Annotated in this window: 22 protein-coding genes; 15 read left to right on the top strand and 7 right to left on the bottom strand. The window is 51.5% G+C overall.

Annotated features, from left to right (window positions below):
- Positions 1-53 precede the first annotated feature (53 nt).
- Positions 54-398, top strand: a complete 345-nt coding sequence (locus BN4_RS12120) for an Hpt domain-containing protein (RefSeq protein ID WP_015415692.1) — start codon at positions 54-56, stop codon at positions 396-398.
- Between the two features lie 80 nt (positions 399-478).
- On the opposite strand, the gene BN4_RS12115 is transcribed toward BN4_RS12120, so the two are convergent.
- Positions 479-1,021, bottom strand: a complete 543-nt coding sequence (locus BN4_RS12115; RefSeq protein ID WP_015415691.1) for an OmpH family outer membrane protein — start codon at positions 1,019-1,021, stop codon at positions 479-481.
- A gap of 328 nt (positions 1,022-1,349) precedes the next feature.
- On the opposite strand from BN4_RS12115, the gene BN4_RS12110 reads away from it, so the two are divergent.
- From BN4_RS12110 to BN4_RS12070, 9 genes are all read left to right on the top strand, one after another.
- Positions 1,350-2,978 (top strand): flagellar hook protein FlgE, encoded by a 1,629-nt coding sequence (locus tag BN4_RS12110; RefSeq protein WP_015415690.1) that lies wholly within the window; start codon positions 1,350-1,352, stop codon positions 2,976-2,978.
- Between the two features lie 229 nt (positions 2,979-3,207).
- Positions 3,208-4,560 (top strand): tetratricopeptide repeat protein, encoded by a 1,353-nt coding sequence (locus tag BN4_RS12105; protein ID WP_015415689.1) that lies wholly within the window; start codon positions 3,208-3,210, stop codon positions 4,558-4,560.
- 2 nt (positions 4,561-4,562) lie between these two features.
- Positions 4,563-5,447 carry a carbohydrate kinase family protein gene (locus BN4_RS12100; protein ID WP_015415688.1) on the top strand — a complete coding sequence of 295 codons (885 nt, stop codon included), beginning with the start codon at positions 4,563-4,565 and terminating at the stop codon, positions 5,445-5,447.
- A 70-nt stretch (positions 5,448-5,517) separates the two neighbouring features.
- Positions 5,518-5,775 (top strand): hypothetical protein, encoded by a 258-nt coding sequence (locus BN4_RS12095; RefSeq protein WP_015415687.1) that lies wholly within the window; start codon positions 5,518-5,520, stop codon positions 5,773-5,775.
- 237 nt (positions 5,776-6,012) lie between these two features.
- On the top strand, positions 6,013-8,109 hold the full coding sequence (locus tag BN4_RS12090) for a hypothetical protein (protein ID WP_015415686.1): 2,097 nt from the start codon (positions 6,013-6,015) through the stop codon (positions 8,107-8,109).
- 27 nt (positions 8,110-8,136) lie between these two features.
- Positions 8,137-8,613: a hypothetical protein gene (locus tag BN4_RS12085; RefSeq protein ID WP_015415685.1), complete on the top strand. Its 477-nt coding sequence runs from the start codon at positions 8,137-8,139 to the stop codon at positions 8,611-8,613.
- Positions 8,614-8,616: 3 nt separating this feature from the next.
- Positions 8,617-9,609: a hypothetical protein gene (locus tag BN4_RS12080; protein ID WP_015415684.1), complete on the top strand. Its 993-nt coding sequence runs from the start codon at positions 8,617-8,619 to the stop codon at positions 9,607-9,609.
- 1 nt (position 9,610) lies between these two features.
- The gene (locus BN4_RS12075; RefSeq protein ID WP_015415683.1) at positions 9,611-11,908 is read left to right on the top strand and encodes a DUF7483 domain-containing protein; all 2,298 of its coding nucleotides are present in this window, start codon (positions 9,611-9,613) and stop codon (positions 11,906-11,908) included.
- 13 nt (positions 11,909-11,921) lie between these two features.
- Entirely contained in the window at positions 11,922-12,359 is a 438-nt protein-coding gene (locus tag BN4_RS12070; protein ID WP_015415682.1) for a tail fiber assembly protein, read from the top strand.
- A gap of 264 nt (positions 12,360-12,623) precedes the next feature.
- Here BN4_RS12070 and BN4_RS12065 read toward each other — a convergent pair whose 3' ends face one another.
- The 4 genes from BN4_RS12065 to BN4_RS12050 all read right to left on the bottom strand — a co-directional run bounded on the left by BN4_RS12065 (position 12,624) and on the right by BN4_RS12050 (position 15,676).
- Complete coding sequence (locus BN4_RS12065) at positions 12,624-12,833, bottom strand: SlyX family protein (protein WP_015415681.1); 210 nt, start codon at positions 12,831-12,833, stop codon at positions 12,624-12,626.
- Between the two features lie 118 nt (positions 12,834-12,951).
- Positions 12,952-13,836 (bottom strand): DMT family transporter, encoded by an 885-nt coding sequence (locus BN4_RS12060; protein ID WP_015415680.1) that lies wholly within the window; start codon positions 13,834-13,836, stop codon positions 12,952-12,954.
- 100 nt (positions 13,837-13,936) lie between these two features.
- Positions 13,937-14,572: a cyclase family protein gene (locus BN4_RS12055; RefSeq protein ID WP_015415679.1), complete on the bottom strand. Its 636-nt coding sequence runs from the start codon at positions 14,570-14,572 to the stop codon at positions 13,937-13,939.
- Between the two features lie 9 nt (positions 14,573-14,581).
- Positions 14,582-15,676: a tRNA dihydrouridine synthase gene (locus BN4_RS12050; protein WP_015415678.1), complete on the bottom strand. Its 1,095-nt coding sequence runs from the start codon at positions 15,674-15,676 to the stop codon at positions 14,582-14,584.
- 91 nt (positions 15,677-15,767) lie between these two features.
- On the opposite strand from BN4_RS12050, the gene BN4_RS12045 reads away from it, so the two are divergent.
- Together BN4_RS12045 and BN4_RS12040 are read left to right on the top strand one after the other, a co-directional pair.
- Entirely contained in the window at positions 15,768-16,175 is a 408-nt protein-coding gene (locus BN4_RS12045; protein ID WP_015415677.1) for a hypothetical protein, read from the top strand.
- Positions 16,172-16,384: a hypothetical protein gene (locus tag BN4_RS12040; protein WP_015415676.1), complete on the top strand. Its 213-nt coding sequence runs from the start codon at positions 16,172-16,174 to the stop codon at positions 16,382-16,384. The genes BN4_RS12045 and BN4_RS12040 overlap by 4 nt, the downstream gene beginning before the upstream one ends.
- A gap of 4 nt (positions 16,385-16,388) precedes the next feature.
- On the opposite strand, the gene BN4_RS12035 is transcribed toward BN4_RS12040, so the two are convergent.
- Positions 16,389-17,588, bottom strand: a complete 1,200-nt coding sequence (locus tag BN4_RS12035) for a tetratricopeptide repeat protein (protein WP_041720340.1) — start codon at positions 17,586-17,588, stop codon at positions 16,389-16,391.
- Between BN4_RS12035 and BN4_RS12030 the strand changes: the two genes are divergently transcribed.
- Positions 17,580-18,866 (top strand): terminase large subunit domain-containing protein, encoded by a 1,287-nt coding sequence (locus BN4_RS12030; protein ID WP_015415674.1) that lies wholly within the window; start codon positions 17,580-17,582, stop codon positions 18,864-18,866. The two genes, BN4_RS12035 and BN4_RS12030, sit on opposite strands and share 9 nt — an antisense overlap.
- Positions 18,853-19,218 (top strand): hypothetical protein, encoded by a 366-nt coding sequence (locus tag BN4_RS12025; RefSeq protein WP_015415673.1) that lies wholly within the window; start codon positions 18,853-18,855, stop codon positions 19,216-19,218. The genes BN4_RS12030 and BN4_RS12025 overlap by 14 nt, the downstream gene beginning before the upstream one ends.
- Before the next feature lie 107 nt (positions 19,219-19,325).
- Here the strand turns inward: BN4_RS12025 and BN4_RS12020 are convergent, their stop codons facing one another.
- A complete protein-coding gene (locus BN4_RS12020) occupies positions 19,326-21,512 on the bottom strand; it encodes a hypothetical protein (protein WP_015415672.1) in 2,187 nt (728 codons plus the stop codon).
- Between the two features lie 287 nt (positions 21,513-21,799).
- On the opposite strand from BN4_RS12020, the gene BN4_RS12005 reads away from it, so the two are divergent.
- Positions 21,800-22,114, top strand: coding sequence for a hypothetical protein (locus BN4_RS12005; RefSeq protein WP_015415671.1), 315 nt, complete (start codon positions 21,800-21,802; stop codon positions 22,112-22,114).
- Positions 22,115-22,116: the final 2 nt, after the last annotated feature.

Raw genomic sequence — 22,116 nt, 5'->3', positions numbered from 1 at the left:
AACAGGAATGATACCACTCAGGCATCCATACCAGACATTAAATGGAGAGCATAATGACTGACTCGATATTCGACTCACATCAATTTTTGCAAAGCCTTGCTGGCGATGAAGAACTTGCGCATGAACTGCTGGGCGCATTCATGGAAGACAGCCCTGAACGCAAGAAAGCACTGGCCCAGGCTCTGGATGAAAACGATGCAGAGAAAGCCTCCAAACTTGCACACTCGTTGAAAGGCATGTGTGGCGTGGTGAGAGCCAAGCCTCTTGTTGATGTCGCACTTCTCATGGAGAATTCAGCCAGAGAGAATGACCTGGAAACCACCAAAACGCACTTTTCCGAATTTACTGTCAAACTGGATAAAGCTCATGAAGAAATGAAGACTTTCAGCCAAGGCTGATTTTCTCCTTCCCGATGAAATAAAAGGCCTGTTCGCATTGCGAACAGGCCTTTTATTTCATAATCCGAATGAGGCAGAAACTATTCTTTGCCTTCTTCCTTGGCAGGAGCTTCGGGAGCAGGAGTTGCTGCCTCAGGAGCAGCCGGAGCTTCAGGCTTGGAGAAGTCCAGTTCGAGCTTATCCATGGCGGCAACGATATCGTCGGTAATATCAACGGTGTCAGCTGCAGAAACGACAGATTCCTTGGTCAGAATCAGGGTCAGCCCTTTTTCCGTGCGGTAGTTCTCAAGCACTTCTTTGAACTTGGCATCGATCAGTGCAACAATACGCTGCTGTTCGCCGTTCATGACGCCCTGCAAATCGCCCATGGCAGCCTTGTAAGCGGCTACGTTTTCATCATTCTGTTCCGCCTGCATAGCCTTATAAGCGGCTTCAGCCTTTTTCTGGAGAGGTGCGCCAAGTTCCTGAAGGTAGGTCATGGCCTTGGCTGCTGCCTGGTTCTTTTGAAAGGCTGCGGCTTCGTCGACCACGCCAATGGTGATGCTTGCGGACTGCTGATTGCAACCGGCAAGAAGCATGAGGCCGAGCAAAGTTGCTCCAAGCAGGGTAGTGATCCGCTTCATATCATAATCTCCGTTCGTTACTGGTTTCATGTCACAGGACTCAAAGTCGGGGCAACCCTACCCATGCTTCGGGTACATGGCAAGAAAGAATGGATGCAAAGAGGCACTCTCTCGCACAGGATCTTTTTTCCCGAATTTCTCTTAAAACAGGCTACAGGGAATATATTCCATTAACTTTTCTTAATAAAACAAGCTTTTTGCCAAGATTTTTTTATCTGGCACATAGATTGCTTTTTACACACCGAGAAGGAATCGGGAAATATTTGCCGGGATTGGTCTCCCGGACGTTCCCAACCAGATCCGGGTTAAGGCCGGATTGGAGGCAGGTATGAGTTTTTCCAGTTTGTATATAGGCGCAACAGGTGTCATTGCCCATGGCGACCGTATGCAGGTCGTCAGTAACAACCTCGCCAATGTCGACACAATCGGATACAAGAAATCCGATGCCCTCTTCGCTGATCTGATCAGCAAACAGATGGCAGGAGGCGGAGCAGAGTATCAATCCGGTGCCAAGTATGCGAGCCAGATAGGCATGGGCGTGGGCATGGGAGAAATTCGCAATGTCTTCGAAGAAGGCGCGCTCGAAAGCTCGAACACGGTCACTGACCTCGCCATCACAGGCAATGGATTCTTCGGAATTCGCGATGCAAACGGAACCGGAAGCAGTTCTGACTCTTCCTATTATACTCGGGCAGGGGCATTCCGCTTTGACAATGAAGCATACCTCGTCAATCCACAGGGATATCGTCTGCAAGGGTATGCCGTTGACAGGGAAACCGGAGAAGTGGCGGCAGCAGCTTCGGACGTGCAACTCCCCTATGAGGATATTGTTGTCGATGGTGTAGCGACCCGGTTGATCAGGTCCGAACCTCTGGCCACATCCAGCGTCCAGATGGTTACCAACCTTGATGCAATGGCTGGCGATACATACAGCAGCTCCAGCAACCCCTTTTTCGCCATGCTCGAAGCATACGACGCCAGTAGTAATGAAAATGCCTCATCTCCTTTCGGCAATAACCTGCCCGCCTATTCAACGAGTTTGAATGTCTATGACGAAGACGGGAATGAACAGGATATGACAATCTACTTCGACCCGGTGGACTCCAATGCAATCTCCAATGCCTCCTCCGGTTTCACCTATTGGGAATATCTGATCGCCATGCCCGCATCTTCTGACGGTTCCAGCGCATATGGGACTTCGGCAGCCGGACTGGCAGGACTCGGTATTCTGACTTTCAACGCATCCGGCGAGTTGGTGGACCATTCGGCATTTGCACTGAATGCTTCCAGCGGGGCCGGCGGCAAGAGCCTGTCTTCCTGGGGGCAGGCCAGCTTCAGTGAAGACGGCAGACCAGAATTCGACTACACTTTTGGAAGCGAAGGCGCGGCCATTGGAGCTGCTCAGACTATCGCCTACGACTTTGGTCTTTCATCCAGTACCGGAACCTGGACATCGGGAGCCGGAGGGGCCGCGTCCGTCGGGACGAATACGGCAGCCCTCGCAGGAATGGCCAATCTGGCAGAACGGGATGCGCGATCTACAACGGATTATGACTCCGGGTCCGTGACCCTGTACCAAGACCAGAACGGATATTCATGGGGATACCTCGAAACCACGAGCGTGGATCGAGAAGGATTTCTGACAGGCCATTTTACCAATGGACAATCAGAAGAATTTTATCAGATCGCCATGTATCGCTTCAATAGTGAATGGGGTCTTCGTCGTGCCGGTTCCACCAACTTTCTGGCCACCGATGCCTCCGGTGACCCAATTGAAGGTGTCGCCAATGAAAACGGCCGTGGCACCATGCAGCAAAATTATCTGGAAACGAGCAATGTGGACCTGGCGGAAGAGTTCGCGACCATGATTATCACCCAACGCGGATACCAGGCAAACACCAAGGTCATCACCACTTCCGATTCCTTGCTTAACACCACAATCAGCATCAAACGATAGCCAGAGGCAGACGCAAGCACAGGGAGTCGTGGATGACGGTCACCCCCCATGGCTCCCTTCTTGAGCTGACTAGAGACTTTCCGATACTCTATCGAATAGACACTCTGACATGGTGAGCGACATCCATTCCAGCTGAAAAGGGGAAGGGAATCACGACCCACCGACTTGTCTTCAAGCATCAAAACGGATAGGGGACACACTCAATGCCGGAAAGCAAAGGAGCCCGTCCGTGACCGATATATTCCCACGTTCCGCCAAGGAAATCCTGAACGCTGTCAAGGAAGTGGAAAAAGACGCGGCAGGAGCAGCCGAAGCCTTGTACATGGCCGCAATGCTGGCCGAAACGCCCTTGCCCTATGATTTTGCCCTGTCAGTGGAAGGGACACCGCATAATCCTTCTCTCATCAATCCGGCTGCGGCCTTTTTCGCCGCCACAGTAACCATTAATCCACTGATCACACGACATCTGATCAAAATCGATGCAGATGAACAGATATTCCAACTTCACGAAGATGTCCGGCATGTCCTGCATGAAGCAATGACGTCTCAGGAACGTATTCAATGGGCAAGCAGGGCTATTTACGCCCTCAACCTCGTCCTTCCCGATGCAGAACCAGCCAATTGGCCGACAGTTGAGTGGCTCATGCCCCATGTCATGGCCTGCCGCACACTAGTCACGGATCTCGGAATCACAAGCGCGGCGGCTAACAGGGTATTACACCAGGCCGGATTCTCTCTCCATTATCAAAATCGTCACAGCGAGGCCGCTGATCTGCTGGATCATGCGTTGGCTGTGGACGTGGCTCTCAAGGGACGGCAGCATCCTGACATTTGTGCCGACCTGGAAGGGCTGGGAAACGTTCTCTGGGCAGGGCAAGACCATGAGCGGGCCGAAACCGCATTTGCGGGATGCCTGGAACTGCAAAAGGAAATTTTCACTGATAAAAACCCAATCACCGCTCCCATCCTCAACAGTCTGGCGGTAGTCCGCCAGGCTCTCGGCAAATGGAACGAAGCGGAAACAACCTTCAAGGAATGCCTGAGAGTCCTGACTCAAACCCATGGCGATGGACATCCCTCCATAGCCGCCTGTCTGAGTAATCTTGCCTTGCTTTATGAGGCCATGAACAAGCCGGAAGAAGCGCTTCGCCTGGCAGAACGATCTCTGGAAATAAACCGTGATATCTATGGAAACAATCACCCGGAAGTGGCCGCAGACCTCAACATGGTAGGCCTGCTTCAGGATGAGCTTGGTCATGAAAATGCCGCAGAAAATCACTTTCGAGAAAGCCTTGAAGTACGTCGGTCGACCTACGGAGAGGACCACCCAGAGACAGCCCAATCCTTATGCAATCTGGCACTCTTTCTGGACAAAACCGGTCATGAAGCAGAGGCTGCATCCCTCTATGAGCAAGGCCTCGCTGCCTATGAATCTTCTTTGGGACCGGATCATTCGCTCTTGGAACCCGCTTTGGACAATTATATCACCCTGCTTGAAAAAACAGGCTCACGCCCCACTTCCGATGCTCTGCGTATGTTGACTGAAGCCAAACTCCGCGCCATTGTCGAGCGGGTCAAATAAAGATGGCTCCCTTCTGTGCTCTCGGTTTGGGTGAAATCCTGTGGGACATTCTACCCAGCGGACGAAAACTTGGCGGTGCACCAGCAAATTTCGCCTATCACATCAACGCCTTGGGAGGCCTTGGCATCCCCGTATCCTCTATCGGGGATGACGATTTGGGAGAGGAAACCCTGGAAGTACTCGAACGCAGCGGCCTTGAAACAAGCTGCATATCCCGACATCCCTTTGCTCCGACCGGCACCGTCAATGCCGTCATTGATGCCCAAGGAGTCGCCACCTATCTTTTTCCCGATAATGTTGCCTGGGATTATCTGAATTTCAGCACATTGACCCGGCACCGTGCGACCTCCGCAGACATTATCTGTTTCGGTACCCTTGCTCAGCGCTCCGAAACATCTCGCACTGCCATCACCGATCTCTTGCGCTCTGCACCACAAGCTCTGAGAATTTTTGACATCAATCTACGGCAGAATTTTTACTCTCCCACGCTGATACAGGACTCCCTGGCTCTGGCGAATGTCCTCAAGATCAATGACGAAGAGTTGCACATTCTCAAGGCCATGTTCTCCTTGCCGACAGATGAGACAGACGCCCTTGAACTCCTGCGCGCGCAGTACGCTCTGGAGCTGCTCGTCCTCACACGAGGAGAGAACGGCAGCCTGCTCATGACCGAAGACGCGCTCTCAGACCTACCTGGAGTCCCGACTCGTGTGGTGGATACAATCGGTGCCGGAGATTCTTTTACTGCTGCCGTTGCCCTTGCTTCACTGCACGGGCACAACCTGGACACGATCAATCGCTATGCCACTCGAGTGGCCGCCCATGTTTGCGGGCAATCCGGGGCCATGCCACCGATTCCCAAACAACTCACCATCACTGCATTATAATTCGCGACACCTCGGTTCTTTCACCCCCACTGCCCTTGTCATCGGGCCTCTGGATGTTTACCATAATGATATGACCAGACAATTCGATCCAGAAATGCTGTACGTGGAATGCAACCAGTGCGGCCAGCCGGTCCTCTGGGAGAACGGATTGACCACAAAACTCCTGGCAATGGCCCAGATCGACGCAGCTTCACTCGACGAACGGTGCCTTATCCTCTCCGAAGGATGCCCCGGATGTCATCCCGGTGAAACGTCGTTCACCACGCAGGTCATTCGCCTGAACAGGGAAAAGAACGATCAGCATTCCAGTCGCCTGACCGCTAATTAGAAGTTCTCTCTTTTTGGCGGAAGCCACAGTGCCCACTCTTCGGATGACTCCGAAGGGTGGGCACTGGTGTTTTTTGCTCCCTGCTTGCCCATCCCACAAACCCTGTCAACAGGGAATGTCATCCCTGTAGAACCCGCTCACGCCCGCTCACACCCTTTTTCATCCTGCCGCACAAACCGGTGATAGCCTCTGTCGCATACCCGAACCGTCCAGGAGAACAAAGAGGAGACATGCGACATGAGTATTTCCACACCGTCACTGACCAATTTCACAGCCGGAGAGATGAGCCCCCGGCTTGAAGGGCGAACTGACCTCTCTAAATACTATAATGGATGCCGGAAGCTGAAAAACTTTCATATCCACCCTCACGGAGGCATCACTCGAAGATCCGGCTTCCGTTTTGTGGCACAGGCGATCAGTCAAAACAAACCGACCTTGCTTATTCCCTTCGAGTTCAACGGGGCGCAAACGTATGTGCTCGAATTCGGCGAAGAGGATTCGGGTCAGGGTAGGATGCGTGTTTTTGCCGACCATGGCGTCGTCCTTTCGGATGGAGAAGAATATCTCCGCGATATTCCATATAAAGCCGAAGAACTTGAAGATCTGCGTTTTGCTCAGACTGCGGATATTCTGATCCTGATCCACCCTTCGCACCCTGTTCGCAAGATGACCCGCCTCGACCATGATGACTGGGCATTGGAAGAGCTGGAATTCATGGGCCAACCCGAGGTCTGGGGACCAGAGAATTACCCCTCGGCGGTCTGTTTCTTTGAGCAACGACTTGTTCTGGCCGCGACCCCGAATGAACCCGGCACGCTTTGGTTTTCCCGCACCGGAGAAATGACGGATTTTCGTCTCAAGACGCGCGAAGTCCCTTTGGATGGATGGCGAGACCGGGAAATTCTCGACTCCAACTCGGATGGCGTTCGCAATGGCCAAAGCGGCGACACCTTCACTCTATTGGACGGAGACGGATTCGAAAACAAGGATGGTATCAAAGGCCAGGACTGCGACGGTATCACTCGTTACTATCGATACAAGGGAACGAAAAGCTTTGTGGCATCCGGCGATAACGAGACCATTACCTTCAAGGATTCAACTGCCGCAAACACCATTGAGCCGATATGGACGTCTGATGGAGTGCTCAATGAACAATATTGGGACTCCTTCGAGGTTGGAGAAAGAACCGACGCCCAGGCAGGCGACTCGCCCCTGAGTGACGATGGAATCGAAGTCACGCTTTCCGGGCGGCAGGCCAATGCTATAGAGTTCATGGTTCCTCGAAGTCGATTGTGGATCGGAACCGCAGGTGGAGAATGGACGGTCTCAGGCGCAAGCAGTGAAGCGCTCTCTCCGGAGAATGTCAAAGCCAATCATGAAGGCACCTGCGGTGCCGCCCGATCCAGACCGGAATCAGTCGGATTCGCGACTCTTTTCATCCAGCGATCGGGCCGAAAGATTCGAGAAATGGCATATCGGTTTGAATCTGATGCCTATGTTTCCAAAGACTTGAGCCTCCTGTCAGAACATATCACTGAGACTGGCGTCACCCAACTTGCCTTTGTGCAAGAGCCGGATGCAGTTCTGTATTGCGTCCGCAATGACGGCCTTCTTGCGGCCTTGACATACGATCCTTCTCAGGATGTCGCGGCATGGTCCCGACACGAGACCGATGGTGTCGTGGAAGGGGTGACGTCCATATACAGCGATATCAGCAAACGAGACGAGCTGTGGGTGGTTGTCCGGCGAGAAGTGCAGGGAGAGGTCAGGCGCTACATTGAATATTTGGAAAAAGGCTTTTCCGGCGTGATCGAAGAGGCCTTCTTCGTTGACAGCGGATTGAGCTACTCAGGCGAAAGTATCACGGAACTGACAGGACTGGACCATTTGGCCGGAAGGACAGTGACAGTCTTGGCTGATGGCTCTGTACAAACGGACAAGGTGGTTTCTGATACCGGAGCCATTACACTTGATCGCCCTTCGTCCACGGTTCACGCGGGGCTTCCTTATGTCTCCTCGGTTCAACCCATGCGACTTGAAGGCGGAAGCCAACGCGGAACGACCCAGACAAAACGGCAACGAATCACCAAAGTCTCCGTTCGATTTCACGAGACTCTGGGGGGTAAGATCGGCCCGAGCGCAAACAAGCTTGAATCCTTGAATTTCCGGTCATCGGCAATTCCCATGGATCAATCTGTCGGTGCTTTCTCCGGCGATAAATCCATCACTTTCCCCAAGGGATGGACACGGGAAGGTCTTCTGACCGTTACTCAGGAGCAACCCTTGCCCATGACCATCCTCCTCATTGTCCCCACCTCAATTACCAACGAATAACAACAGACTACAACAAAGGAGTACACCATGGGTATCGACCAACAGGCAATGGACCAATTTGAACAGGGGGTCACCATGTTCGATAAACTCACAGATAAATTCATGGGGTCGAGTTCTGAATCGGCAGACCCTTCAAAAATGGCCGAGGAGCAAGCGAAATTAATGGAGTTGAACGCCGCAGGAACGGCCAGTGACCAGCGAAGACAAGCTCGGGGTCAAGCCACCCAGTCCCGTGAGGAACTTGAAGAGAACAGAAGCCGTAAAAACACGAAATGGGGACAATCCAATCTGGCCATGAGCGGTTCGAAACAATTGATCAGGGACTCAGACAAACTCCAGGACAGACAAAAGGAAGAAGACTTGCTCTTTGAAGGAGAACATGCAGCACAAAAGACCCTGAAACAAGGACGCCGTGAAGCAAATATGTTCCGCATCAACAACGACCTAAAGACGCCTTCTTCCACTCTTTCCCTGGGATCAACCATTTACAACTCAAGGAGATAAACCATGACAATCTCATCCACCCAATCACGGGTCATATATATGGGGAATGGCTCAACAACACTGTTTGCAGTGCCTTTTCTCTTCCTCGAAAATAATGATCTCGAAGTCGTCCTATCATCTCCGGACACCGAAACAGTTCAAACCATCAGTACAGATTATCAACTTTCCGGGGCTGGACATCATACAGGCGGGATCTGCACCATGACTTCGGCTCCGGCAAAAGGAGAACATCTTGTCATCAGACGCAACCCGTCCATTGTCCAGGAAGTTGATTATGTAGAAAACGACGCCTTTCCCGCAGCCACACATGAAGCGGCTCTGGATAAACTGACGATGATCTGCCAGACACTTTCCGAACGATTGGATCGAACGATCACCTTTCGTGTTTCATCTGCCGTGAGTGGTGTTGAACTGCCTGAACCAGACCCCGGGCGTCTTATCGCGTGGAATGAATCCGGTGACAACCTGATCAACAAGCAGGCCGGAGATATAGGTATGGTCGGAATCCCGCTCTCGATCGGTGAAGGAGGTACAGGGGGCAGGGATATCGAAGAGGCGCTCAGTAATCTTGGTTTTGGCGCAACAGGTCGGGCTATGGCAACAGCCCAATCCTCCCTCGACGCTCTGGCTCTTCTTGATGCTGAACCTGCTGATACCACCATTCTCAAAGCAGATATCCCGGATATCCTACAAACGGTTTTCGGCGACGAAGCCCAACTTTATTCAGGGGTCGATCTCCTCACCCTGGAAGTGGAACGCAATCATATCCTCTGGACTCTGGAAGCTCCAAGCTTCTTCAGCGACGTTCTTTTACCTTTTGATGGAACCTATATTTTCCATGTCTACCCTGCCGGCTATACCTTGAACCTCGCTGAAAGCTACAACAATGACGGAAAGCTACCGTTGCCGAGCACAAGTGCTGAGGAAATCAGAATTGTTGTTGAACAATACAATAACCGAAAAAGCATCCTTTCGGTGCAGAACATGGAGGCGTAACATGCTCACTCCGAAAGAACATAATCATGAAATAATCCCTGTTTTTCCAAGAGAATTGTCACATTCGGCACTTTTATCCACAGGACAGTATCTTGCCCGGACTCCTCAAACCACAGGCAATACGCAAACCTTTACCTTCAGCGGATGGTTCAAGGGAACGACATGCGAAGCGGCTGGGCACTGCTTCTTTACGGCAGGTAGCGCAAGTTTGAAACCTCGTTTCCATATATTCCTCAATGACAACCAATTCTCTGTTTTTCAAGCGAACTCAGCCGGAACCACCCTTTTCAAATATTCTTTTGATTGGAACGTCTTTTCCGACCCCACCGCATGGTACCATCTTGCAGTCATGGTGGACACAACGGCACCTGCCGCCCTTGACAGAGTCAGAGTCTATTACAACGGGAACCGCCTGGTACCACTGGAAACGAGCACAATGGCCGCTCAGAACACAGTGACATCAGTTAACGACATCAATTACCAGATGTACATAGGAAGAAAACTTCACTTAATAACGACACCGATTAACGGCTACGCTTCAGATATAATTTTTGTGGATGGAATACCCCAGGGCATACATCAGTTCGGAGAATACTCATCCATTATAACCGGGCTGTGGATTCCCCGAAAATCAAAAGATCTCACTCTGGGGCAAAATGGTTTTCATCTGCGATTTTCAGATGCAGCCAATCTCGGTCATGACAGTGCACAGGAAAACCACTGGACGGTAATCGGAGATCCCGCACAATGCGGAGATACCCCGACAAACAATCATTGTACGTTCAACAGACTCCTTTCCCTAGACAGGACAAATGAATTGATTTTTTCCAATGGAAACAGAACTATTTCTTCAAACAACGATTCTTTTACCATGGCCATGGGTGACATTCCCATGGCAACAGAGCGCGGATTATATTGGGAATGCACCCTTGAGACACTTGCTTCAACGGCTTCTCTTTCAATGGGAGCCATTGAATCCCGGTGCCCTTCGACCAACATGGCAAACAAGGCCGGACATTTTTCGTGTGATGCGGCAGGGTATTATGCCGATGGAGTGTTTTCGGAATGGGTGAATCCACCATTTTTTTCAGCTGGTGACATTTTCCAATTCGCCCTCAAAGGAAATAACATGTGGATAGGGCGCAATGGTTCATGGTTGGAGGATGGAGACCCGATAAACCATGTAAACCCGATGATAACTGGCTTGCCACAGAGAGTACTCCCATTCGTGACCACCGGGGCAATGGACCAGAAAATCACCTTGAACTCCGGCGGAACAATCTTTGCTTTCTCTCCTCCGACAGGATTCAAACCGCTGTGTATCAAGACCAATCCCGAGCCTACCCTGCTTCGATCTTCGACAGTCTTCGATATCACGACTCGGATCGGCACGGGCGGCGACACAACCGTGTCTTCATTGGAATTCGCCCCTGATTTTGTCTACATCAAAGGCAGATGGGCTGTTGATTCCTGGGGATTATTCGATCGGTGCCAAGGAACAACCAAATACCTCAGGACCAACTCTTCATCCGCCCAATCATACTTTACGGATTCGCTCACCGCTTTCAATGATGACGGCTACAACTTAGGGTATGCAAGCTTCATTAACAAGTCAGGTAACTCCTTTCTTGATCTCTGCCTCAAATCCGCTCCGTATCAAGGATTTGAACTGATCGAATACACAGGTGACGGCTCCTCCGGCAGAGATATCTCCCATGCACTCCAAGCGCCTCCCTCTTTCATGATCGTCAAAAATCTTGAAACGGGCACTCTGGGATGGGCACTCTACCATTCGGCTCTGGGTGAAAAAAAACACCTCCTCCTCAATTCTACGGAAAACGCTCAAGAAAAAAGCGATATCTGGAATGACACTCCACCCACAAGCACTCATTTCACCGTTGGAAGTAACCCTGGAGTCAATGGTCTCGGCCAAAAACATATGGCCTATCTTTTTGCCGATTCTGCGATTTTCCAAGCTTTCAGCTACGTCGGCAACGGCTCTGAAGATGGTCCATTTGTCCATTTGGGAGGCAAACCACGGGCACTGTTTGCATTAAAGAACACAGATGAGGTTGGACACCACTTCCTTTTCGACTCTGCAAGAAATGAAAAAAATATTGTTGCGAGTTATCTTCTCCCTGACTCGACCGATGTTGAGACAACGGAAAGCAACATTTCAACACTCTTTTCCAGTCAGGGCATAAAAATCACCGGCACCAATCCTCAGGTCAATGGCGAAGGGAACCTTATGGTCGGCCTTGCCATGCTCGAATCAACCAAATACAGCAACGCATTTTAAAAAGGAGATTAATATGTTTCGCTATCACGATGGACACTTCAAAACAACACCACCTGCCGTGGTCACTTTCCGAGGATACACTCGCCGATTCGGTGACCTGAATCGGACGGAATGGGATGAGGCCGGATACAACGAGGCTTTTCCGATTACGCGAAAACCCTACACCACCTATCAAACGAGATGGGTCAAAGGGGAAGACCTCATCTACCGGGAAGAAATTCTTGCCACGACCACAGATGAAGAGGCTCAATCAGCAGATAAAGCCGTATTGACGCGCAAAAAAAGGGACAGATTGCTGGCACAGTCAGATTGGACCCAACTGGTCGATTCGTGCTTGGACACAGAAGCCATGGTTCTATGGCAAAGCTACAGGCAGGCATTGAGAGATATCCCCCAACAGGAAGGATTTCCCTCTTTCATAGAATGGCCGGAACAACCTGAGACAGAATAGTCAAGAGGCGCTTTCATGAGAAGGCGCCTCTTTTTCTGAAAAAAAAATAATATCTCGGGACGCACGAACATGAAGAACCATTTGTGCTGTGGATATCATGTGCTCATTTTTAGATTCTCAACGACAGTACCCCCAACTGGGGCATTCGAAAACAGGTATCAATCAAGAAGACAAAAGAGGGTGTCCCCTGGGTACCGATTATATTAAAAATATTTTATTTTGATAAAACAAATAATTATATAGAATTCATACAGTGATCGAACACTACCCGTTGTAATGCGGAGGTGGGACATCAGCTATCCCGGAATCATCCAACGCCGCGTCAATATCACGCAACTTCCCAGCGAGCCGTTCCACCATTTTTTCCAGAGTTGCTATCTGCTGGTGTTGTTCGAAAACAGCATCACTTAATTTCTCAATCGTTCTTTCCTGGAGCGTTACCAGATTTTCCAGACGTTCAACGCGCTCTTCCATGAGACTCTCCTCACTCCACCACGAGGTGGAAAATATTCGTCAATAGTTTTTCCTGAACCAAAAACACCCGCCCTGTCGTCTCAAGGAGCATCAAGATCGCCACCATGCTTCAAGAGAGTTACGGACGGTTAGTCAGATAGACTCCAGTAATGACCATAACCCCGCCTGTAATCAGGGAAAAGTGAATGGGTTCTCCCAATATAAGAAACCCCAGAATGACGGCAAAGACCGGGACAGTGTTGATAAAAATCCCAGAACGGCTGGCCCCAATGGTTGCAATAGCCTGATAATACCAAAAATAGGCCAACGCGGTCGCCAATGCTCCAAGATAGAGAATGCATCCCCAGTCTAGCAACCGGGCATTGGTCACATCATGTATCAGGCCTTCAGCCAGAGCAGCAGGGAAGAGCATCATGGTCCCGAAAAGAGACGACCATGCCACGGCTGGAAGAGGAGCGACGCTTTTCATGACCGCACGCCCGCCAAGCGAATAGGCAGTCCAACTCACCACACACCCAAGGATCATGAAATCCCCTCGACTGACACCACCGGAAAGCAGATTCAGGGGATTTCCATCAGAAATGACCATGGAAACCCCGGCAAGAGAGATCAAAGCTCCCACAACTCGTGCCGGACCAAATTTTTCTCTGTAAAAGACTGCTGAAATAATTGAAATGCAAACCGGGATACAGGCCACAATGAGAGCAGCCCTTCCGGCTGCGACAGTCTGAAGGCCGGAAAAGAAAAAATAACTGTAGGTGAAGACTCCTGAGGCACCGAGAAATGCAAGTGGCAGAATCTGCTTCCGCCGAATCCGGGGCATACGTCCTTCAGCCCGCCAACACATGATAATCAAGAGAATTGAAGCCAAAGCAAAGCGAAGAAAGGCTGCAGGCATAGGCTGAATCGACTGGGCAAGGATACGTCCTGCCACCCAGGTTCCGCCCCACAACGCCATACTGCTGATGAGCAGTATATAAACGTAAGACAATGATTTTTCCATGACATCTCTCCCAGGCAAACCTATTCTCGCAGCCTCCTGAGGTCTATACATTTTTGAACACACAAACATGGCTGAATCATGAAGGCTCGAACTTGTGAGATCAGAAAACCATGCCCACGGCCCGAACAGGACTGGCTTCCGTGTCCCTCAGTCGCAACGGCAGACAACTAAAGATGAAACCTTCTGAAGGAAGCTCTTCAAGATTGCACAGATTCTCAACTATGACCAATCCATGAGCGAAAAGAGTCTCATGAGCGACAAGGGAATTTGCTCCCAGAGAATCAGGAGAAGGGGTATCCAGGCCGATACCTTTGAGTTCCAGCCCACCGAGATAGCGGCAGGCTGTTTTGGAAAGGACTGGATACTCTCCATAGTATTTTTCCGTCTCCCAATGGCGATCCCATGCCGTTCTGATGAGGATGAAATCCACCCCGCCCAGCCCCTCTGGTACAGCGATATCAGCAGGCTCAATCAGCCGACCATCACAGGCAAGACACTCCACGACAGCTCCCCGCCCGGTAAAATTATCCGGGCCGAGCCAGTCAAGTCCAGGTGCGTCATCATAAAGATGGGATGCGATATCAATATGAGTCCCGGCATGCGTATTGGTGGCGAGGTGAGTCTGAGCAAATCCATCTCGGTCCACAATATGAGTCTTGTGAACAAGAACGGGACCATCACCGGGATAAACCGGCATATCCGTGCGCATAACGTGGGTCAGGTCAATAACACGCATGAGCCTCTCCTACGTGTTGTAAAGATTCATGTTCGGTCTGCCGGATAATTGCATGTCGGGTCGGACATGCTGTCGGGCAACCGCCCGTATCTGAGCCATGGACTTGGCTGCCAGGAATTTTGATTGCAGACTGTGACCAAAGGTAAAATTCGCTGCAAAATAAACGGTAAATAATTTGTAACGTTTCAAAGCCCTGACAGGATCATACCGAGCTTCCAGGGCATCGGCCAACCGAATGGCATACTGACCGAACTCTGCTTCAGAAGGCTGATAGCCGCGAGTCCATTCGGCAAAAAGCCATGGCCTGGCCATGGCCATGCGTCCGACGGAGATACCGTCACATCCGGTCGATTCAAGCATATGGGCGCATTCCTCCCTCGTAACGACGTCTCCATTGCCAATAACCGGGATCGATACAGCATCCTTGATCGAACGGATATGGTCGAGAACGGCTGGGCGGGTCCGCTTATCCGGAGCCACACGAGGATGAAAAACAAGGCAGTCCACTCCGGCTGATTCGAACTGTCTGGCAAGGGCGACTGCTGGACGAATATCCGGGATCCAGCCAGTCCTGAACTTGACGAAAAGAGGCAGGGTCACTGCGGTGCGGACAGCTTCAATCACAGCGAGAGCTTTCTCAGGAGACTTGAGCAGAGCGGCTCCCGCATGACGCTTGACGATCCCCGGAACCGAACATCCCATGTTGATATCAATACCGAAAAAGCCCTCTGCTTCCACACGCCGTGCGGCCGGAATCATCTCATCCGGAGTCGCTCCCACGATCTGACAAACCAGCTTGGGGAGTTCTTCGTCCCGCCAGCGAAAAACAGGAGAGACACGCCGATTTTCCATGGGCACAGCCTTGGCCGAGCACATCTCCGTGAACATCAATCCACACCCACCATACTCTTCCAGAACTTCACGATAGGCCACATGCCCCAGTCCGGCCATGGGGGCTAGCCAGAGACGATTGGCAACCTTTTTTCCACCGATATTCAACGGCTCGGACAGTCTGGTCGCAAGAGATGGTTCCGTGGTTTGCATGAAGGAGACATCACCCTTTGAGGCAATCCGTGTCAACCGTCTTTTTTCATCCGTTTTCACCCCATTTCATCCCTTCTACACCCGCTGGTGTCCTGGCCCAAAAACCGGGGATACACTGCGGCGTGCTTGAGGAAAAACAAGGAGAGACGCCATGCCCATACCAATCATCGGAGCCGTGGCCGGACTGCTGACCACTGTCGTGGAAGGTATTACCGGCCACATGAAACAAAAACAGGTGTTGAAACAGACTGTCATGGAAAATCGCATGCGCCTGGCAAAAAGCGATCAGGAATTCAACCACGAATGGGAAATGAAACAATTGGAAAACGCGGGTTGGAAGGACGACGTGCTGTTCTTCGCCTGGATCGGCTTCTTCATATGGTCCGGGGTAGCCCCGGAACAAGCCGCCCATGTCATTGCCGCGTGGGAGAACCTACCGGATTGGTTTCTTCAGGTCACTTTCTGGATCGTGGCAGCCGTGCTGGGCGTTAAAAAGATAGGCGATTACCTGCCCAGCACGCTCAGGGGAATCAAGGACGCCTTCGGAGCACCCAAATGACAGCTATGGAAAGGGAAGATCTGCAGGACCTGCTGATCCGAATAGATGAACGGGTCAAGACGATTCAGGAAGACATCCGGGAAATCAATCTGGCCCGAAGGTGTGCCAGTCATCACGTCAAGATTTCGACATTGGAGAAGATGGTCTGGGGCTGCATGGCCACTGTCGGCGGAGTCGGTGCAAGGGTCATTTATGAAATACTCAAATAATCCCTCAATCCGTTTCCGCTCCCGGAGCCGACCGGAATTTCGACTTCGACCCCACAGCGGAGACGGCATCAGAATCCGTCTGGATGGCTCTCCGAGATGTGTTCCCAGCCAAGGCTTCAGGGCTACCCTTCACTCCATCCGTCGGGAGAAGGGATTGTCCCGGAACAGGGACTCCCTTTTTATCGGGGATTCCTGTTTTCGAGCGAGGCGAAACAGGAGGCGAGAGAGCCTTGGCTGCAAAATCGGCAGCCATCCCTTTGTACACTCGCACAAGCTCGTCATCGCCAAGAGCTTCAGCGAGCAGAGCGGCCTTGTCCGCAGACTGCTTTGCGGCCTCATAATTCCCATTCGAGGCTTGCGTATCGGCAAGAAGAGCATGGAGCATATTGTCAGAAGGAGCCAAATCGACAGCCCTCTGAAAATCCTCCACAGCCTTGTCAAACTGACCGAGCTTGCTATAGGCAGCGGCCCGCGCCGTCAACGTTTCAATGGATTGGGAATCGAGAGTCAGAGCTTGGGTCAGATCATAAATAGCGCGGACGAGATTGCCCAGCTGCATATTGGCGAGACCCCGGTTGTAGTACGCTTCCCTATGCGCGGGATTCATGGCGAGTGTCCGGCTGAAGTCTTTGATGGCGTCCTGAAAATGTCCGAGGCGGCTGTAGGAGGCTCCGCGCAGGGCATACGCTTCGGAAATATTCCGATCCAGCTTCACAACCTTGGAAAAAGCCCTGATAGCGGCCCGGTATTCACCTTTGTTGTACTGGATAAAGCCCACTGTAAATTGCGCTTTGGTATGATCCGGTTTTACCTTCAGAACTTCCTCGGCATCGATCAAAGCTTCATCCAATCGATTCTGACCCAACAGAAGCATGGCCCGATACTGCCTCGCAGGCACAAGAGTCGGATCAAGCTGAATGGCCTGATCCAGGTATTCCTTGGCTGTTTCGACATCAAGAAATTCTTCATTGTGATAGAGTTGAAGCGCTTTGGCCAGCGCATCAGAAGCCGAAGCTTCCCGCCGCTGCAGCGCGATTTCCTGCTCAGTCAGCCCTGCACTCGTCCCCAGAGGTCTGGGCGAACCAAAACATCCCATCAACAACAAGGGAAGACAAAAAAGAATCAGGACAAGACGACGCATCGCTTGGAAATACGCTCGCAGGTCGTGTCCGTCAACAACAAGGATCTTTAAGCAATGAGTCATAATCTTTATATCCCCCGAAAACATCAGGCTGAAATCGAAACCGGACTGGCGCGATTTTCGGTGTTGGTCTGCCATCGACGATTCGGCAAGACCGCCCTCTCCATCAACCAACTCATCCGGGCAGCGAGTGAAACCGACCGACCGGATTGGCGCGGAGCTTACATCGCCCCTCTCTATAAACAGGCCAAGACTGTCGTTTGGGATGAACTCAAACGATATTGCGGCGTTGGGACCGAAGAATGTCTCGCAAAATTTCACGAGACAGAACTTCGCGCAGATTTCAAAAATGGTTCGCGTATCCGCCTCTTCGGGGCTGAAAATCCGGATTCCCTGCGCGGAATTTATCTCGACGGCGTTCTTTTTGATGAAGTGGCACAGATGCCCAAACGGATATGGACCGAGGTTATCCGCCCGGCCCTTTCAGATAGAAAGGGATGGGCAATCTTCATCGGCACTCCCCGAGGGAAAAACGCCTTATACGAAATATGGGAAGAAGCCCGGCGCGACCCGAGCTGGTTTGCGGCCATGTACCGCGCATCGGACACCAACATCATCGACCAGGACGAATTGGCCGCAGCCGCAAGGGAAATGTCCCCGGAGGAATACGAACAAGAATTCGAATGTTCATTCTCGGCAGCCATTCGCGGCGCGTACTTTGGCAACCTTATGGGCGAAGCAGATAAGGAAGGCCGTATCACAGAGGTCTCCCACGACCCCTCATTACCTGTTCACACAGCCTGGGACCTCGGCATGAGTGACTCCACATCCATCTGGTTCGTCCAGGCACGACCGGGAGGAACCTACGCGATCATTGATTATTATGAGGCCTGTGGGGAAGGACTGGATCATTATGCAAAAATCCTTGATGACAAGGCATATAAATACGGCATCCATATAGCCCCCCACGATATCCGCGTCCGCGAACTGGGCACGGGAAAATCCCGACTCGAAGTGGCACGAGGGCTGGGAATCCGCTTTGACATCGCTCCGAATATCCCCATTCAGGATGGCATCAATGCCGTCCGGACCCTCCTGCCATCCTGCTGGTTTGACATGACTCGGTGTGAAGCAGGGCTGGAGTCCCTCCGTCATTACCGCCGCTCATTCAACGAACGCATGAATGATTTCGGCGTGAGACCGGTTCATGATTGGACCAGCCATGCCGTCGATGCCTTCCGCTATTTCGCCGTCGGATTCCGGCAGCCGGGGGCAGGACCACGCCCACCCAGAACCGAAAACACATACAATCCATTCGGGAGGCTCCATGAGCGTTCGTGAACTGAAAAAAAAGCCCAGGGAACTGGCTCATTTCACACAAGAAAACTACCGATGGCTCGAACTGCATCACAATGATTTGCCCTATGGCTATTCCGCCATTCGGGAACATGAGGACGCGCTGGAACTCCACGTCTCACTCATCCGATGGGGACCACAAATCAGGCGAAATATCCATGGCGACGTTCACTGGCTCAAAGAAGAAAGCAGACGGTTGGGGAAAAAACGCATCACCGGCATTCGCATCAGTCATGCAGAGGGATTAAATCCCAATCTTTTCCGTTTTGCCCGGATCTACGGTTTCACTGACCAGTGCGTCCTCCAGACCATGTCCATGGACGTTGACCCAACCTGAGGATGAAAGCCGGGATTAATGCACGATCATCTCGACTCTGCGAATGAAAAAGGACACCTGAATTGACAGGTGTCCTCCGCATTTCAAGGGCTTTCAATTACAAAGAATCAGGCATTGCCGACCATGAGATCGCCGCCGGCCCGCTCCGGAGCCTGGAAATTCATGACCAGGCTGCTTGATTGATCCACAGTGTAGCTGGGTTGATCGATATCAAGAACCGTCATTTCCCGCGCATCCACATAATTGGTCTGAGAATTGTCATTGTGCTGATTCTGGAACGTATTGTTCACTTCCACTGTATTTGAGTTATCAATCTCAAGCAGACGTGTTTCCGGGAAGGACAGCGTGACGTTATCGTTCTCCACCATGGTTATGTCGTTGTCATTGACATATTGCACGACAGAGTTGTCCTGATCCACGAAATTGAACGCCGTGGATTGATCTATGTGTCGAGACTGATCGAAGACATTTTCCGAAGACGTGTTGTACTCGACGGACATCTCTCTGTTTTCGTTGATGACTGTGGAATTGTTATCCACAATATTGGTCACGGAATTATCATTCTGTGAGAAGTTGTAGTTGGTGCTCTGTTCCACAACCCGCGAATTATCGTTCTCGTTGATATGGGTTTCCGTGGAAGTTTCATTGAAGTTCCTGTTTTCCACAAAGCTGACGTCATTATCCGATGTATAATTGACCGTGGAGTTGTCATTGGTCTGACTGACGAACGCAATGTCAGTGTCCATATCCGTGGAGTTGTCGTTCTGATTGAGATGCGTCTCATTAAAGGACACATTGGAGGAATATTCGCTTTCAAGCACTGTTTGGCTCAACGTATTCTGTTCGCTGACGGAGTTATCCACTTCATTATAGGTATTCTCATTGATAACCTGATTGGACGAGGAATGGTCCTCGGCTCTGGTCACGGAATTATCATAACTGACAGAGACATCACGCTGATTGACATAGTTGGCCGTGGAATTGTCCAACACGCTCTGATCAACCACCCTGTTCTCCGTGACAGACTGGGTCGCATCGACATTCTGAACCTGCACATTCTGGTTTTCGTTGATCAATTCCCGATTTTCAGTATTATTGAAGGTTCTGGAATTATCCTGCTCCATCACATTCTGCTGCGTCGTGTTGTAAATGGCATCCTGATTGGTCACTTGATTGACCGTATTGGCATTGTCCACGTTCTGCGTGGTGCTCATATCCAGGTTCGTCGTGGAAGAATTATCCAGATCAGTCTGATTCAGAACAGAATCGCTGCGTTGCACCACGGAGTTCATGGAAAGATCAAGCGCCCTGTCCACGGTTTCGTTGTAGGTGACCAGATGATTTTGATCGATATCCCGCGTCTGATCGATATTCATGGAATAAGATGATGACATGTCAATGGGATTGCCACGTCCCATGGAATCATCAAAAGAAGTCGTCGGCAACTTGGACTCTTCATAGCCATCCACAGTGGGAACCCATGGAGCCTGTGGCACGGACTTGGGTGTAAACCCGGAGGAATGCGTAGTGTGATGAAAGACGTCATTGGGCCAATGTTGCGTGTGTCCGAAATACGAACCGTGCGGAGCTGTGTGACGAAAAGCCTGCACCCGCCCGCTGGGAGTACTGGGGGTGATGCCGGAAAGAGTCGGCATGGAGAACCCGATATGTGGTGTAATCGGAACGGAACCGGCAAGGGAAACCGGAACGTTGCCGTGCTCCGTTGAAATGGGAACATGTCCACCCCCCTCAGGAGAACTGTACCCACCCCGCTCGAATGTCCCGGAGCTGCTTCCGCCGGACGGGGACACCGAGGTCCTGCCAGATTCGACAATGGAAGTTGACCCGCCTATGGAAACATTACCCTGCGTATTATTGATCGTGGTAACGGAATTCCCGCCCACAAGCCCGGTGCTGCCGACACCGGTAGCAGTACTCGCACTGCTGGAGTTGGGCATACTAACCACTCCTCCGTTGACCGGAGTCGGCGATGTATGACCTCCGCCTATGGGAGCCTGTGTAGAGCCTTCCACAAAACCGCCTACAGAGGTCCCGCCTGTGATATGAACACCCACAGAAGAATCGGTGACGGTAATTCCCATGCCCGGAGCATAGGGAATCCTTGGAAGAGTGGTATCGATGGGAATATATGCCGGAGTGGTATCAATGGGCACGTAGCCCGGCTCGCCAATAACGGCTCGACCGGCATCGCTCGCCCTGAATGACCCTGCGGGACCTGCTGTCACATGACCGGGAGGACCGGCCATGATGAAATCGGTAACGTGGGCAGACATTGTCTTTCTCCCTGCCAAAGCCGACCGTCCCTGGTCCGCAAAAAAACCCTACCGGGTCATTTGGCATATAATTAATATACGCGCGAAAAAAACAACGTCAAGTCCTCTTTCTCTTCATGCGCTCATTTTCTCCTCTGTTCCGGCCATTTCCGGGGAGCTGACAAACCCTGTCAACACCTGATTTCACCCTTCTTCTGCCCGTTCACACCCGTTGAAGCCCGTTCTCACCCTGCTCCCAAACCATGGGTTATCCTCCTGAAAACACTTTAACAGGAGGACTATCAACTATGGGAGGCTCTGAAATACTGATGAAGACGCTTTCTAGCGTCGCCAGCAATGTTATCGGCGGGGTTATCTCCGGCGGGGCAACCAGTCCCTCGAACAACCTCGTTGCCGAGCGCAAAGCCCGCGAAGAAGAACAAAGGCAGGAGGAGGCTGAGGAACGCCGCCGAGAACGAGACAAGGTCATGGAAGCCCGCGATCTCGAAAAACGGCGCAAGGCCGAAGCAATAACAAAAAGTACTCTGGGCAATGGCGCGGCAGGCTTGACCAATTCCCCCGAAGTCGGCGTCTCCAAACTCAAGACCAAGCTGGGAGAATGACA

It is taken from the genome of Pseudodesulfovibrio piezophilus C1TLV30 (assembly GCF_000341895.1).
Lineage (GTDB): Bacteria > Desulfobacterota > Desulfovibrionia > Desulfovibrionales > Desulfovibrionaceae > Pseudodesulfovibrio > Pseudodesulfovibrio piezophilus.
This window is presented reverse-complemented; position numbering and strand designations above follow the sequence as displayed.